The 16874-nt window shown below is 39.5% G+C and carries 12 protein-coding genes; 6 read left to right on the forward strand and 6 right to left on the reverse strand.

Annotated features, from left to right (window positions below; translation table 11 throughout):
- Nucleotides 1-159: 159 nt before the first annotated feature.
- Both AB3G73_RS10700 and AB3G73_RS10705 read right to left on the reverse strand, forming a co-directional pair.
- Complete coding sequence (locus AB3G73_RS10700) at nt 160-1155, reverse strand: FecR family protein (RefSeq protein WP_195650027.1); 996 nt, start codon at nt 1153-1155, stop codon at nt 160-162.
- 97 nt (nt 1156-1252) lie between these two features.
- The gene (locus AB3G73_RS10705; protein ID WP_297284551.1) at nt 1253-1819 is read right to left on the reverse strand and encodes an RNA polymerase sigma factor; all 567 of its coding nucleotides are present in this window, start codon (nt 1817-1819) and stop codon (nt 1253-1255) included.
- 269 nt (nt 1820-2088) lie between these two features.
- Between AB3G73_RS10705 and AB3G73_RS10710 the strand changes: the two genes are divergently transcribed.
- From AB3G73_RS10710 to AB3G73_RS10735, 6 genes are all read left to right on the forward strand, one after another.
- On the forward strand, nt 2089-4380 hold the full coding sequence (locus tag AB3G73_RS10710; protein ID WP_074707841.1) for an NADP-dependent malic enzyme: 2292 nt from the start codon (nt 2089-2091) through the stop codon (nt 4378-4380).
- Nucleotides 4377-4553, forward strand: coding sequence for a hypothetical protein (locus AB3G73_RS10715; RefSeq protein ID WP_004297674.1), 177 nt, complete (start codon nt 4377-4379; stop codon nt 4551-4553). The genes AB3G73_RS10710 and AB3G73_RS10715 overlap by 4 nt, the downstream gene beginning before the upstream one ends.
- Nucleotides 4554-4800: 247 nt before the next feature.
- A complete protein-coding gene (locus tag AB3G73_RS10720; RefSeq protein WP_074707838.1) occupies nt 4801-6135 on the forward strand; it encodes an NADP-specific glutamate dehydrogenase in 1335 nt (444 codons plus the stop codon).
- A gap of 262 nt (nt 6136-6397) precedes the next feature.
- A complete protein-coding gene (locus tag AB3G73_RS10725) occupies nt 6398-7858 on the forward strand; it encodes a catalase (RefSeq protein WP_074707835.1) in 1461 nt (486 codons plus the stop codon).
- 172 nt (nt 7859-8030) lie between these two features.
- Nucleotides 8031-9224 carry a PCMD domain-containing protein gene (locus tag AB3G73_RS10730; RefSeq protein WP_217721667.1) on the forward strand — a complete coding sequence of 398 codons (1194 nt, stop codon included), beginning with the start codon at nt 8031-8033 and terminating at the stop codon, nt 9222-9224.
- A gap of 18 nt (nt 9225-9242) precedes the next feature.
- Nucleotides 9243-10028 carry a porin family protein gene (locus tag AB3G73_RS10735; RefSeq protein ID WP_217721668.1) on the forward strand — a complete coding sequence of 262 codons (786 nt, stop codon included), beginning with the start codon at nt 9243-9245 and terminating at the stop codon, nt 10026-10028.
- Nucleotides 10029-10914: 886 nt separating this feature from the next.
- On the opposite strand, the gene AB3G73_RS10740 is transcribed toward AB3G73_RS10735, so the two are convergent.
- From AB3G73_RS10740 to AB3G73_RS10755, 4 genes are all read right to left on the reverse strand, one after another.
- Nucleotides 10915-12939, reverse strand: coding sequence for a PCMD domain-containing protein (locus AB3G73_RS10740; protein WP_217724494.1), 2025 nt, complete (start codon nt 12937-12939; stop codon nt 10915-10917).
- A 313-nt stretch (nt 12940-13252) separates the two neighbouring features.
- On the reverse strand, nt 13253-13843 hold the full coding sequence (locus AB3G73_RS10745; RefSeq protein WP_217721669.1) for a calycin-like domain-containing protein: 591 nt from the start codon (nt 13841-13843) through the stop codon (nt 13253-13255).
- Between the two features lie 206 nt (nt 13844-14049).
- Nucleotides 14050-15642 carry a PCMD domain-containing protein gene (locus tag AB3G73_RS10750; protein ID WP_195650701.1) on the reverse strand — a complete coding sequence of 531 codons (1593 nt, stop codon included), beginning with the start codon at nt 15640-15642 and terminating at the stop codon, nt 14050-14052.
- Nucleotides 15643-15644: 2 nt separating this feature from the next.
- Complete coding sequence (locus AB3G73_RS10755) at nt 15645-16874, reverse strand: efflux RND transporter permease subunit (RefSeq protein WP_167511774.1); 1230 nt, start codon at nt 16872-16874, stop codon at nt 15645-15647.

A 16874-nucleotide genomic window follows, 5' to 3' on the forward strand; every position in this document is an offset into this window, starting at 1 on the left:
ATCGTGAAGCAAAAAGGATTCCCTTTCCCTTATCCGTATAAGGAAAAACTCTTTTTTACTATCATGTATAAACCGTATTTGATTTCGGGGTGGAATTATGCTGCTACATAATTCTACCCTCTTTGTTTTTTATGAGGTGTCTTCCATAAATCGTCTTTTTTAGTTAATACTACTTCCTATTCTCACCGTATCTCCTTCTAACTCATAGGTTAAAGGATAAGTAAGGCTTATAATATAAAATACATTATGCAAGCTGCTATTCCGGATGGTTCCGGAAAATGGCACGTTCTTCAGTTTTTCGGAGTCAAACACGACTTTCACTCCGTACATCCGCTCCAGCGTAGTCGCGATCTCCGCTAAAGATGATGAATTAAAAATCAACATATTGTTCCGCCAAAAGTCGATTTCACGCATATCCGAGATTGCCGATTTAGTAAATGTCTGCTTGTTCTTATGGTATTCTACCTTTTCTCCGGGTTTCAACAAGGTAGCATCCGTTTTATTAGAAACCTTGACGCTTCCTTCTGCCAGCAGTGTCGTGACAGAATGATCGTCACGATAACCTTTCACATCAAAGGTAGTTCCCAACGCTTCTATCTCCAGATCATTGCAGCAGACGATAAAACGTTTTTCTTTGTTTTTCGCCACTTCGAAATAGGCTTCTCCATCCAAATAGATTTTCCGGTCGGATTTGTTGTACTCCGCATCATAAGAAAGATGAGTGGCCGAATTTAACCAGACTTTCGTTCCATCAGGCAAAGTCAGATTCGCTTTCTGTCCATAATCGACTGCCACCATGAAAGGGTCCTGTGACACCTTATTCATATGTTCTACCCCAAAGTAAGCGGCCAGTCCTAAACAAACCGGTAATAAGATGGTGGCTGCCACCTTATATATAATAGGTTGCCAGCGCCGTTTCTTCGGAGACAGTATCTTGGATTCATCCAAATTCCTCTGCAGATGGTTCCACATTTCTTCTTCCACTGTCCTATCGATTTCGACGGCTGCTTCTTTCCACATTTGCTCGCAAAGCAGATTAAACTCATCACGAATTCCCGGTTTACGAATCCATTCAATAAGTATCCTTCTTTCTTCAGAAGAGGCCTCCTTCTTGAAGAATTTTTCCAATAGTACTATGTAATCGTGTTGCTCCATAATTTTCCTGTTCTATTTATACTAGTCTTGAGAGACAGAAAAGGACTACAGAGAAATCGAAATAATTCGGATATTAACTTTTATTAAAGCTTTCACATTAGATATCGTGTAAGAAGAGAGAGACTGAAAAAGCAATTATTCCCAATTTGTCACGCAAGAAATCCAAAGAACGGTGCACCTGTGTGGCAACAGTCTTTTCCGAGATATTCAACTGGCCGGCTATCTCACGATAGTTCAACCCTGATTTCCAGTAAAGCATAAAAACTTCCCGGCGTGCTGGAGGCAATTCTTCTAAAAGTTTCAGGATATATTCTTCCAAAAACAAATAATCCAGTTCTTCGTCTATCTCTACGGATTCGTCAGATGACTCATCCGAAAGCTTGTCTACATAATTTTGAAGCAGAAGTTCGCGTCTCACATAATGATATACCATATTTTGGGATATTTTAAAAAGATAGCCGTCAAAGTTACCTTCCAGATTGATATTAAGCCGCTTCTCCCAGATATGGAGAAAAATATCTTGTGTGATATCTTTCGCCACCCCGGCATTGCTCACCATAGAAAGGACAAAATTGTAAATGCGAGCACTGTATCCACGATACAATGCTTCAAAAGCATTTTTATTTCCTTCTTTCAACAATTGGAGTTGCTGGGTGGTAATCATTATAAAATAAGGTTAAATCATATATCGATTCAAAAATAGCGAAATAACTAAAACCGACAACCAAAGCACTTGTTAAAATTTCAATAAATCAATATCATAGCATTTAAAAGGGAATAGAATACAAAAACACATCCTTGACATATCATATCATAAATTCAGCCATTTTGCTATAAAATTAATAGAAATTATTAATCAACAGCTACAATTTCGAACTTTTATTCCTACATTTGCGGTCAAATGATAACTTATTAACAAATTTCATAAATACCATGGCTAAAATAACGAAAGAAGCCGCTTTGCTCTATCATTCACAGGGCAAACCCGGTAAGATTGAGGTAGTGCCTACCAAACCTTACAGTACACAAACCGACTTATCACTCGCATATTCTCCCGGTGTAGCAGAACCTTGTCTCGAAATAGAGAAGAATCCGCAGGATGCGTATAAATATACGGCTAAAGGTAATCTGGTGGCTGTTATTTCCAACGGTACAGCCGTACTCGGACTGGGCGATATAGGTGCATTGAGCGGTAAACCTGTAATGGAAGGTAAAGGTCTGCTTTTCAAAATTTACGCGGGTATCGACGTTTTCGATATCGAAGTGGATGAAAAAGATCCGGAGAAATTCATTGCTGCAGTAAAAGCTATTGCTCCTACTTTCGGAGGTATCAACCTGGAAGACATCAAAGCTCCTGAATGTTTTGAAATCGAACGTCGCCTGAAAGAAGAACTGGATATTCCTGTCATGCACGACGACCAGCACGGTACTGCTATTATCTCCAGTGCCGGTTTGGTGAATGCCCTGCAAGTGGCCGGAAAGAAAATCGAAGATGTAAAAATCGTTGTGAACGGTGCAGGTGCATCTGCCGTATCTTGTACTAAATTGTATGTGTCACTGGGAGCACGTCTCGAAAACATCGTCATGCTGGATAGTAAAGGTGTTATCAGCAAAGCGCGCACGGATCTGAACGAACAGAAAAGATTTTTTGCAACCGACCGCACGGATATTCACACGCTGGAAGAAGCCATCAAAGGTGCAGATGTATTCCTCGGCCTGTCGAAAGGAAACGTGTTAAGCCAGGATATGGTGCGCAGCATGGCTCCGATGCCGATCGTGTTCGCATTGGCTAACCCGACACCGGAAATCTCTTACGAAGACGCCATGGCAGCACGTCCTGACGTACTGATGGCTACCGGACGTTCCGACTATCCGAACCAGATTAATAATGTAATCGGTTTCCCGTATATCTTCCGCGGCGCTTTGGATACTCACGCTAAAGCTATCAACGAAGAAATGAAGATTGCAGCCGTACACGCTATCGCTAACCTGGCAAAACAGCCGGTACCCGATGTAGTCAATGCGGCATACCACGTGAACAACCTCTCTTTCGGTGCGGAATACTTTATCCCGAAACCGGTAGATCCACGCCTCATCACTGAAGTTTCCTGTGCAGTGGCAAAAGCTGCTATGGAAAGCGGAGTGGCTCGCACTGAAATCAAAGACTGGGATGCTTATTGTGTTCATCTGCGCGAATTGATGGGTTATGAGTCCAAACTGACTCGCCAACTATATGATACAGCCCGCCGTTCACCGCAACGTGTCGTATTTGCCGAAGGTATCCATCCGAATATGCTGAAAGCTGCCGTTGAAGCGAAAGCCGAAGGTATCTGCCATCCTATCTTATTAGGAAACGACGAAGCTATCGGAAAACTGGCAGAAGAAATGGATCTTAGTCTGGAAGGTATTGAAATCGTCAATCTCCGTCACCCGGACGAATCGGAACGCCGCGAACGTTACTCACGTATTCTTGCAGAAAAACGTGCACGCGAAGGCTTTACCTATGAAGAAGCCAACGATAAGATGTTCGAACGCAACTACTTCGGTATGATGATGGTGGAAACCGGAGATGCGGATGCTTTCATCACCGGACTTTATACAAGATATAGCAATACGATCAAAGTGGCCAAAGAAGTAATCGGCATCCAACCGGGCTTCAAACACTTCGGAACAATGCATATCCTGAACTCCAAGAAAGGTACTTACTTCCTGGCAGACACACTGATTAACCGCCACCCGGATACGGAAACATTGATTGACATCGCTAAACTGTCTGATAAAACAGTTCGTTTCTTCAATCACACGCCGGTTATTTCCATGTTGTCATACTCCAACTTCGGTGCTGATACCGCAGGTAGCCCTGTGAAAGTGCACGAAGCTGTTGCCCATATGCAGGAAGAATATCCGGAACTGGCTATCGACGGTGAAATGCAGGTTAACTTTGCCATGAACCGCGAATTGCGTGATACCAAATATCCGTTTACCCGCCTGAAAGGCAAAGATGTAAATACATTGATTTTCCCGAATTTGAGTTCAGCAAACGCCGGTTACAAGCTATTGCAAGCAATGGATCCGGATACGGAATTCATCGGCCCTATCCAGATGGGATTGAACAAACCTATTCATTTCACCGATTTCGAAAGCTCCGTCCGCGACATTGTCAATATCACAGCTGTAGCCGTGATCGACGCCATCGTTGACAAAAAGAAAAGAGCAGGTAAATGAAACGTCCGCTATCCAAATCACAAATAGTTTGCATCAGCCTGCTTTGGTTGGCGCTTTGCTATCTAGTTCTGACAAAAGCCGAACGAATTGACGGGATGACAGTAGTAATGCTTGGCATTTCGGCAGCATTAGTATTTATTCCTGTCTATAAGTCGATCAAAAAGAACAAATAAATATCTTTTTTCCTACTTTTAATGCGATAAAATATCAAATTTGATGTTTTATCGCATTTTTCTTTATAAAATGTTTGCCAGTTCAATTTTTATCTTTACTTTTGCAACCGAAAATAAATATCCGATGTACCCATATGCAGATGTGCAAATCTGCTATATAGCACAAAAGCACATAGTCAAACGGTATATTAGCAAATTGTCAAATTAGCACTTTATTTATATCAACCAATTAAAGAAAAAAAAGATTATGAATGCAGCAAAGGTATTAGACGATCTGAAAAGAAGATTTCCCAATGAACCGGAATATCATCAAGCAGTAGAAGAAGTACTTTCTACGATTGAAGAAGAATACAACAAACATCCGGAGTTTGATAAAGTAAACTTGATCGAACGTTTGTGTATTCCTGATAGAGTATTCCAGTTCCGCGTGACTTGGATGGACGATAAAGGTAATATTCAAACCAATATGGGTTACCGTGTTCAGCATAACAACGCAATCGGCCCTTACAAAGGCGGTATCCGTTTCCACGCATCTGTGAACCTTTCTATCTTGAAATTCCTAGCCTTTGAACAAACATTCAAAAACTCGCTGACTACTCTGCCAATGGGTGGTGGTAAAGGTGGTTCCGACTTCTCTCCTCGTGGAAAGTCAAATGCCGAAGTAATGCGTTTCGTACAGGCATTCATGCTGGAACTGTGGCGTCACATCGGTCCTGAAACTGACGTTCCTGCCGGTGATATCGGTGTTGGTGGCCGCGAAGTAGGTTTCATGTTCGGTATGTATAAGAAACTGGCTCATGAATTTACCGGAACATTCACAGGTAAAGGCCGCGAATTCGGCGGTTCACTGATTCGTCCGGAAGCTACCGGTTATGGTAATATCTACTTCCTGATGGAAATGCTAAAGAGAAAAGGCACTGACTTGAAAGGTAAAGTTTGTCTGGTTTCTGGTTCTGGTAACGTTGCTCAATATACAATCGAAAAAGTAATCGAACTAGGTGGCAAAGTAGTTACTTGCTCTGACTCTGACGGTTATATCTACGACCCGGACGGTATCGACCGTGAAAAACTGGATTACATCATGGAACTGAAGAATCTGTATCGTGGCCGTATCCGTGAATATGCAGAAAAATATGGTTGTAAATATGTAGAAGGAGCTAAACCTTGGGGTGAGAAATGTGATATTGCTCTTCCTTCTGCTACTCAAAATGAATTGAACGGTGACCACGCCCGTCAGTTGGTAGCAAACGGCTGTATCGCAGTATCTGAAGGTGCTAACATGCCTTCTACTCCGGAAGCTATCAAAGTATTCCAGGATGCAAAAATCCTTTATGCTCCGGGTAAAGCTGCTAACGCCGGTGGTGTATCAGTATCAGGTCTTGAAATGACTCAAAACTCTATCAAATTAAGTTGGAGTGCTGAAGAAGTAGACGAAAAACTGAAGAGTATCATGAAGAATATCCACGAAGCTTGCGTTCAGTACGGTACAGAAGCTGACGGATACGTAAACTATGTGAAGGGTGCTAACGTAGCCGGATTCATGAAGGTTGCTAAAGCAATGATGGCACAAGGTATCGTATAATCAGCAAAAGAGATATAAGCTATAGTTTATTTAAAAACTCCCGTCTTCCGAAAGGAAGTGCGGGAGTTTTTTTATGTAGAAAAATAAATAACAGGCAATACGTACACAATTCATAGTTATTCTCTATCTTTAGATAGAAATTATCTGTTTGACAAGCGAGCAAAAGAAGCCTATCTTTGTTATATATTATAAACTCCGGAATAAAAGAATGAAAAACTACGGTTTGTTTATACTTTACTTCCGACTAAAAAGAATCTATTTTATGGAAAAGAAAAAACTTACTGCAGCGAACGGGCGTCCCATCGCCGACAATCAGAATTCGCAAACTGCAGGTCAACGCGGACCTGTAATGTTACAAGACCCCTGGCTTATTGAAAAGCTTGCCCATTTTGATCGTGAAGTTATTCCGGAAAGACGTATGCACGCTAAAGGTTCGGGAGCTTACGGTACTTTTACCGTTACTCATGACATTACCCAATATACCCGTGCAGCAATTTTCAGTAAAGTCGGAAAGCAAACAGAATGTTTTGTCCGCTTCTCTACTGTAGCCGGAGAGCGTGGAGCTGCTGATGCAGAACGTGACATCCGAGGTTTCGCCATGAAATTTTATACGGAAGAAGGTAACTGGGATTTGGTGGGCAACAACACTCCTGTATTCTTCTTACGTGATCCGCTTAAGTTTCCGGATCTGAACCATGCCATCAAACGGGATCCGAAAACGAATATGCGTAGCCCGAACAGCAACTGGGATTTTTGGACACTTTTGCCGGAAGCTCTGCATCAGGTTACCATTACTATGAGTCCTCGCGGTATTCCTTATTCATATCGCCACATGCACGGTTTCGGCAGTCACACCTATAGTTTTATCAATGCAGAAAATCAACGTATCTGGGTTAAATTCCATCTTCGTACTTTGCAAGGCATCAAGAACCTAACAGATCAGGAAGCAGAAGCAATTGTTGCCAAAGACCGTGAATCTCATCAACGCGACCTTTTCGAGAGTATCGAGAAAGGGGATTATCCAAAATGGCTATTCCAAATTCAGTTAATGACGGAGGAAGAAGCGGACAACTACCGCATCAACCCGTTTGACCTGACTAAAGTGTGGCCTCACAAAGATTTCCCTCTACAAGATGTCGGCATCCTTGAACTGAACCGTAACCCTGAAAATTATTTTGCTGAAGTGGAACAAGCTGCCTTCAACCCGATGAATATTGTAGACGGTATTGGTCTGTCTCCCGACAAAATGTTACAAGGTCGTTTATTCTCTTATGGCGACGCACAGCGTTATCGTCTAGGAGTGAATGCAGAACAAATTCCGGTCAACAAACCTCGTTGTCCTTTCCACGCCTATCATCGTGACGGTGCTATGCGCGTAGATGGTAATTACGGTGCTACCAAAGGATATGAACCGAACAGTTACGGCGAATGGCAGGATTCTCCTGACATGAAAGAACCGCCACTCAAAGTTACCGGTGAAGTTTACAACTACAACGAACGGGAATATGACGATGATTATTATAGCCAACCGGGTGACTTATTCCGATTGATGCCGGCTGAAGAACAACAATTATTGTTCGAAAACACAGCTCGTGCCATGGGAGACTCCGAATTGTTTATCAAACAACGTCATGTGCGCAACTGTTATAAGGCTGATCCTGCATACGGAACAGGTGTTGCCAAAGCACTGGGTATTGATTTGCAAGAGGCTTTGAAAGAATAAAGAAAAAGATATTTTACTGATAAAGAGACTGTCTTATATTTTTAAGACAGTCTCTTTTGTATAGTATTGCCGTCAATCTCGAATTTTCTTTTAACATTCTTCTGAAATAGCCATTCAACTCTTTTAACTATCTTTGCCCCCTGTATAACCCCTTAATATTTATAACAGACTGATGAAACTAAAAAAATTATTCGCCGGAATGATACTATGTCTGGCAGTTGCTTCCTGTATTCAAGATGAAGCTCTAAATGTTGAAGCAGCTATAGACGGATGCAGCGGCAGCAATATCCAATTAGCTAACATTAATACTTACAGCAAAACAGTATCTATTTATGTATCTAAATCTACCGACTTGTCTGCATTAGAAATCAAATTCGAACTACCTGATGGAGCTAGCATCAATCCTGTCAATGCATTAGCGAATGACGATGCTCCCAAATATGATTTTTCAACTTCGAAAGTTCCCATTACATCTGAACAAACATTGGAACAATATCAACGTATGTTCAAAGTTACATCTGAAAGTGGTACCACAGAAGCGGTCTACACCATCACTGTTATCAAATCAGAGCTTCCTACTGAATACCATTTTGAGAACATAGAAGACGGAAACAACAATTATCATATCTTTTATGAATTCAATCAACAAAAAGCAGAAATGCTCCAATGGGCAAGTGGTAATCCAGGGTTCCAGCTTACCGGCATGGGGAAAAACACGATGGATTATCCAACTCTTCAAACCCAAGGATATATAGGTAAAGGTGTGAAACTGGAAACTAAAGGCACAGGAAGCCTTGGATTAACGGTTGGTATGCCAATCGCAGCAGGTAACCTCTTCATTGGTTCATTTGAAGTTGGAAACGCATTAAAAGATGCAAAAGCTGCGACCAAATTTGGATTTCCATTTTTTAAGCACCCTACAAAACTGGAAGGATATTATAAGTTCAAGCCAGGAACTGAATATATATCAGGCATTGATAAAAGTCAGAGCCCTCCGAAGATTGTGATAGATCCTTCAATGGAAGGCAAAGACAAAGGTGATATATACGCTATTTTATACAGAGCAGACAATGTTAATGACTTTTTGGATGGCAACCTCAACTTTGATTCCGAGGAAAAAATAGTATATATTGCCCGAATCTCCGATACAGAGATGAAAGAGACTGATACATGGACACACTTCAGTATACCTTTTGAACATAGAAAAGAGATAGAACAATCAGCTCTCGATGAAGGTAAATATAAACTTGCTGTCGTTTTCTCCTCAAGTATAGAGGGAGCTAATTTCAAAGGTTCAATAGGAAGTACTCTGTGGATAGATGAAGTAACCATTCACTGTGAAGAAGACGAACAAAATAACGAATAATAATTAAAAAAATAACATATGAAAAAATACATATTGGCTAGTATAGTTACACTTTTCTTCGGTATTAGCCAAGTTAGTGCACAATCATCTAATGAGCATAAAGGACTTATTTGGTCCTCCCTACATGGATTAGATTATGAGTTCAAAGCTGGTGTGAATATAGGTGGAACATCTCCACTTCCTCTTCCCAAAGAAATCAGAAAAATTGAAAGCTACTCACCTGGACTTTCGATTACTTTGGAAGGAAATATAACTAAATGGCTAGATGCTCAAAAAAAATGGGGACTTAGTTTAGGACTCCGCCTCGACAACAAAAGTATGACTACTGAAGCTTCAGTAAAAAACTATGGCATGGAAATTTTTAACGAAACTGGTGGAAAAGTTGAAGGACTTTGGACAGGAGGAGTTAAAACCAAAGTTAAAATGTCTCTTTTGACAATACCAATCCTAGCTAACTACAAAATCAACGATCGATGGAAACTCGTTGCTGGACCTTATATGTCATATATGATGGAGGGGGACTTCTCCGGCCATGTTTATGAGGGACATCTTCGATCTCCAGACGCTACTGGTGACAGAGTTAATTTCACAGGTGACAATATTGCAACTTATGACTTCTCCAATGATCTGCGCAAATTCCAATGGGGTTTACAAGTAGGAGGAGAATGGAAAGCATACAAACACTTAAATCTGCATGCTGATTTAACATGGGGATTGAATGATATTTTCAAAAAGGATTTCACAACTATTTCATTTGCTATGTATCCCATCTATTTAAATATAGGATTTGGATATGCATTCTAAAGATAAATACACTAAAGAGTCTGTGTAGGATTAAAAAATATTTATCATAAAATATACCCAAAGGCAGTCTTAGGAAAGACTGCCTTTCTACTTTAATTTAATTCCGGTGCCGAAATGAACTAATTCATTCTATAGACTCTTATCTTATGGATCTCAATATAAAATAAACTAAGAGTCTAAATAGATGATGTATTTTGTTATTCACATCTTTCACATAATACTAAGTTGTTAATTCACATATGTTTCTTGTGAATTAACAGTGCTATTTTCATTCTTCACACCCTTTCACCCTCTTCACCAACCGGATGCTTGATTCTTTCATCAATTTCCACTTTTTGGTCAAACGTTTAGCAAAAAAGATTTGTTTTCTTTCAATATGAGAACCAACCTTTCTTACTACTGATAAGTCACTGATTTACCGCATATTTTGTTTCCATTTGCTAATCGCCGACTGCTGTTGTCTACCTAGTCAACTATAGTCGACTGATTAGACAACTACAGTCAGCTAGATAGACAACAATAGTCGGTTTCTTATATGTCAACTATTTAATTTAATAAGATTATAGCTGAAGCGAAGATTATGAACTGCGAAGGTACAAGCAGTGAAAGTGTGAAGATTGTGAAGGCGTGAAGAAGAGATTTCCTCTTTGTATCTTCACCGAGAACACCTATTAGACAGATAATTATCTCCTAGTGAAGAAAGTGTAGGAGAAGAACTCAATTTTATTGTGTCTTTAGTCATTTTTAGCGCGATTAGTTCATTTCTGCATCAAAAAGATATATTCAACTAAACATATGATTTAATTGATAATGAATAGTAGATAAAAAAATAAGCAGGAACAATTATATTCCTGCTTATTTTTATTTGTCATAGACGAAAGAAATCCTAGAAAGATACTTTCAAATCATCAATATATAATACACTATCCGGTGCACCGGAGAACTTATCTCCGTCTTTACTTGAAGAGCACACAATAGCTAGCTTATATTTATTTGAAGCATTCCATGATTTACCGTCTTTCCATTCAAACGATACATTAAATGTAGTCCACTCTGCTTTCTCACCAGCATCCTTTACAGAAGCAATCGCGACTATTTTTTCAGACGTCAACAAATTTGTTCCATCTAAATAATCAGCCATATAATCCGATACTTCATACAATACCGCATTCATAGCCGGGGCATCTGTTTTTGACTCATCCAAGTTCGCTACATTAGCTTTTTTCGGATCTGGACATACATAATATTTTTCTCCAGCTGTATATTTATAAACTCCAGAGAATGTTTTCGGTTCCCTATCACAAGGCTGTCCGAAACGTGTACTCTTTAAGGTGTTAGAAATTTCTGTAATAAATACCCCATTAAACAAAGAACCGGAAGTAACATACGGAACCATTGCCAAGGCTGAACCACTTGAATTAAGTGTTGTCAACTTAGCTGCTTTACCTGAATAACCTGCTGCTTCTTCATGTACAGCATAAGGTTTTGTTTTATCATATTTAGTAAAAAAACTCATTGATTTTAAATATTCAACTCCCGGATTTGAAGTTGTCCATCCGCCAATCGGTTCATAATACTTCATATCTTCATCATTAGTATTATTTTTCAATTCCCATTGATCCAAATCGGTTGCAAAATTCAAAATACCACAAGATATAATATATTCTTCTCCAGTTGTCTTGCCTTCGCTGTAATCTTTCTCTGAAACAATATTTATTCTTTGCGTCTTAGAACAATCAATAGCACCTCCGTTATAAAGTTCACCATTATAAAACACCTTTGCACCATCTGAAACAACTAACTTCGGCACAATTTTCAATTGTTCTGCCTGTGCATCCGGTTTTGCATAAAGAATAATCCAGTTGCCTCCCATTGAAGAAGTAACAATAGAAGGTTTATAAGCAAGTACATCTTCATTGATGGTTACACTCAATAGTTCTTTCTCTGTCTTTAATACACCAGAAACAAATGTATAATTTACATTATATGTTTCTGACTTTATATTAATTTTCAAGGTCATTTCTTTGTCGCTACTGATAGAACCTGAAATTGTATACTCGGTTGCTTCCCTTCTATTAGCAACTGCGGTTGTGGTTCCTTTATACTCTCCAATACTGAAAGAGCCGTCTGCCTGCTTTTCGATAGCCACTTCATCAGCTTTCAAACCCTGATATTTATAAGCACTCGCTGTAAACCCAGGTTTTACAGGGAAAGACACATTAAATGATGAAATACTAATTTTATTATAACCTTTGGCCACCATAGTGATCCCTTTAGAAGGTTCAGTCAATTCAAATCCTTCACCTGTGTAATCACAAGTAAAACCATTCTCCATACGTGGATACCAACCTGCAAATACTGTTGAATAATCAGCATCATCCGCTTCCGTACTAATACGGGTACCCGTAACTTTCACTTCAATATTCATTGTAGTAGACGGATCTTCCGGCATGTGTTGGACCACATTTATTGTCATATTGACTTTCTCTGCAACCACATTTCCCGATACGGTAATGTCCAATGTACCCAAATCTGCATGTTGTATTGTGGTCTTAGTTTCCTGCAATACTACTTGAGAAGCATCACCTTCCAAAACAACGCCACCAACTACAATATCCCCTACAGTAAAAGGAGCACCAGCTATATCTATCGCAAAATTACGCAAAGACACCGTTACTTTGTTCTCGTCTTCCGATTTAACAAATATTCTTTGAGAAATTGGGGCACTTTCTGTCAAATCCACTCCTTCCAAGAAGACTTTCAACTGACTATCATAGGTTCCTACCACGAAACTATTAAGTCCAAGCCCCTCTCCTCCATCGTTACCGTTTTTATCATCATCACTACAAGATGTAAACAATGTCGCTGTACACAATACAGCAAACAAGTAATAAAATAAATTCTTTCTCATTTTCTAAATTCTACTTTTAATTAATAAAAGCAAATACGTGATATTCCCATCACACAGATGCCTGACTTTTACAGGCGCAAAGTAACTATTATTTTCAGATACCCACAAGGTCTATATTTCTTGTTTCTGTTCCATTTTTAAAGAAATACACCTAAAATAGGCTATGAAAAAGCATAAATTCCCGCTGATTATTAAAAAGAAATATTCTGTTTTTAATAATCAGCGGGAATCTACAATTCAAATCTCACACATTGATATATCAATACAACCTACTTACAGGCTGTTCATTTGTGACACTCAATGTTCTATTGTTTTATTGTTTCACACCAGTATATTGGACATCCACATCCATTAACTTTGTTCCAGCCATACTTACCTCTACAACAATCGGCAAATTCAAATTCTTACCATCCACCGTTGCAGCAGTTATGTCAATTGCACAATCGACAGACATCGACGCAGCACCTATTGGAACTTCTATTCCCTTCAATTCCGTCGCACCACTGAAAGTAGATTTACCGTCTTTCTGGGTCAACGCACATTTCGCCACTTTTAAATCACCCAAGCTTACAGGTATAGAAGTCCCACCTATAGATACATTCAAAACAAAATCTTTGATAACTACATCCACTGCGTCATCTCCATTCTTTACCAGAGATAAAGATTTGGGCTCATTGGCTACTTCCTGCCCTTCCAACTTAACAACTAAATTACCATTATACGTACCAGCTACCTTTTCAGAGGCAACAGTAGTATCATCGTCATCATCGTCACTACAAGACATTAAAAAACTCATTGAGCCAATTAACATTGCAAACAAATAAAATGAAATTCTTTTCATAACATTCTCTTTTAATTTAAAAAAACTTCTCACTTCTAAAGAAGATAAAACAATATCTTCCATGTTTTTTCTCAAAACATAGGTGCAAAGTAACTATTATTTTCAGATATTTGCAAGGTCTATTTTTCTTGTTTCTGTTCTATTTTTAAAGAAATATACCCAAAAGGACTTATAACATACCATTTTACAAATTAAAATGATGATTTGAAAAAGGAAAGAGAGTTTATATCTCTGAACCCATTTATCTTCGTTATATGCTATAAAGCCAATCAGTTATCATAATCGTATTCCAGACTAAACTCATCCACATAAAGCACACTACCGGACGCTCCAGTAAAAAAATCACCATATTTGCTTGCAGAACATACCAGGACGATATAGGTTGGTTTTCTGTTCGTAGCCCTATATTCCAGTTTCAAGTCAAATTCCTTATACACGGCAACAGGAGTTCCCGATGTAAATTCAGCATAAGCAATCACATGCTTATCATTTTTATCAAACAATTTCCGGTTAGAAGGTTTGGTGCGTATTTCAATCGGACTATCCCAATCACCAATGGCAATATAGATCGAGCAGGTATCTGTCTTTCCTTTTAAATAATTATATTCAATGGAAGAGTTATCAATCACTCCGGGCTGGTACTTATAATATCCTTTCAAATGAGTAGGATAAGCAGAGAACGATTGCCCAAAGTTCAAGATACCATTTGTTCCGTCGGTTGCCACATATTTACCGACAAAGAGGTTACCGGCAGCTAATTTCCCGGCAGAACCCACTCCCACAAACTTAGACTCAAGTTTCGCAGCCCTACCGGTTGTTTTACCCGACCATATATCTTCGGTAGGAACAGAGTTGCTGTCACCTAAGGTTGTAGCTCCTTGATTTCCGGTATCCCAGAAAGGAGCTTCATTACTTCCCCACGGGTTCCAGACTTTACCACTCTGATTCCAATTATCAAATGTACCACCTGTTAAAGGAATCTCAGCAGTCGTTCTAAAAGTAATCTCTTCACCACGATCTTCTGTTCCATCCACCAAAGCACGACATACATATTCCGTGTCCGCTTTCAAATGCGGAACACAAACATAGAAGTTTACTCCATTCTGTACAACGATATCCTGATCTACCCTTGTCCATTCTTCTGATGAAGCTTCACGTATTTCAAAGCCGTTCACTACATCCTCCTGTCCTTCTCCATAAAGCCATGCTACATTAGTCCAGCCATCCGCCGAATTAGTAAAGACAACCTTATCCGTGATGAATGCGTACAAACTCCACTCTTCGGTTTTTCCTTTAAATGTCACATTTACTTTCTGCTCTTGTGTAAAGTCCTTCAAAGTGGTAAAGTCAGGCGAAACGGTAGAACTGATCGGCCCCAGCTTCAAATCTTTCACGGTTATTTTGTTGAGCATCGTATTTTTATTGACATAAACGATAGCTTGTCGAGCTTTTTCGTCAATCACGGCTCCTCCGACCTGATTCTTGACGCTAAATACTCGTTCGACGGTCTGGTTGGCTATAATCTTCCAGCGATAATCCTGATACAAAGACAATACCACTTCTTTAGGAGAAGACAAATCAATCGTTGTATTCACCTTCAAATCCGTATTAGCCTCTTCTGAATAATCGAAACGGGTGACAATCACTTTCTTCAAATCCACAGAATCGAGCAAGTCTACTGTCACCGTACGTTCTTCATTATTAATGACTGCACTACCAATCTGTCCATTCACCTCAAAGCCGGTAATAGACAATCTGACAACAGGATACGGCAAATCATTCTTGACGCATGATGAAAAAGCAAATGCAATGCAAATGCATATAATTAAGGATAAAAGTCTATTTCTGCCTTTACTTTTCATGATTACATACTTATAGTTAATCCTAAATTAATATCAAACAAATTTATTTTAAAGTTGGCTCCACCGTTCGTACGGGAACCTTTCTCACCAAGATTATTCACCTGACTTTCCTTACGGTATTTCAAGCCTATCACTCCCACACTACATTCCACACTCACATTTTGCATAATAAAGACAGCCACTCCGGGATTAATCCCCAACTGTGCCTCAAATATATTCGTTTTGGTATTCTTCAAACTCTCGCCCGAACCTCTTGTAAACTCCGAATGTCCGAATCCCAAACGCAGATTGGTTTCATTGAACAATCCGAAACGTTTTCCCGGATCCAACCCGATATAGGAGCTATGGAAAAAGGTGCAATTATACAACTCTTCTTTCAACTTCAATTCCTTGAGAGTGAAATTCACGTCATCATCAATCTTAAAACTAACATTGCCTAAATGACCGTCCGTATGCTTATAACCGAGCTTTACACCCACTACCTGATTATCTTTGAAAAAATAACCGATAAAAGGAGCCACATTAATGGTACGTGCTTCAAAATCAAAATCATCGAGATAAGTAAACAATAATTTGGAGTCCTCACTGTTATAATCCCAAAACGAAAAATCCGTACCAAATATCCATTTTCCTTTAGGCATAAAGCGATAATTCACAATGCCACGATCAAACCGCCCTACCCTTTTGATTCTCAATAAATCAATGCCTCGCTTGGTCTCTAACGTATCACTTTTCCAATCGAACTCTCTTTTAACTGTTTCAACCGTGTGAACCGGAAGTGCAGCTGTTATTTTACTATCCTGTTTACGCTCCGACAATACAAGGTCACAAATCGTTCCTTCTAACTTCAAAGGAGTATTGACAACATCAGAAGCCAATTTTATATCCGTTGAAGAAACTGGCGGAACAGCTACTGCTTCTCTCTTAGACGCAACCTTCTGCCTTTTATCTGCCTGCTTTTTATCTACAAACTTCCCCACTGGTCTTTCTTCAGGCTTCTTCACAACCTTTTCCACAGAATTCTCTGCTGGAGACACGTTTTCCTCCACTTCTCCAATTATCTGGCGGGCAGAGTCCACAGCAGCTTCAGTTACCTGATAAGTATCCTCTACTGATGACAATACCTCCTGTTTGTCTTCCTGTCCCTCACTTTTTATTCCATAAAAGAATACCAAGCCGGCACATACAACCAGAAGCAGGAACAGTAATATGTATTTTTTTCTATGTCTCAT

Source organism: Bacteroides sp. L008 (assembly GCF_040812255.1).
Lineage (GTDB): Bacteria > Bacteroidota > Bacteroidia > Bacteroidales > Bacteroidaceae > Bacteroides > Bacteroides vicugnae.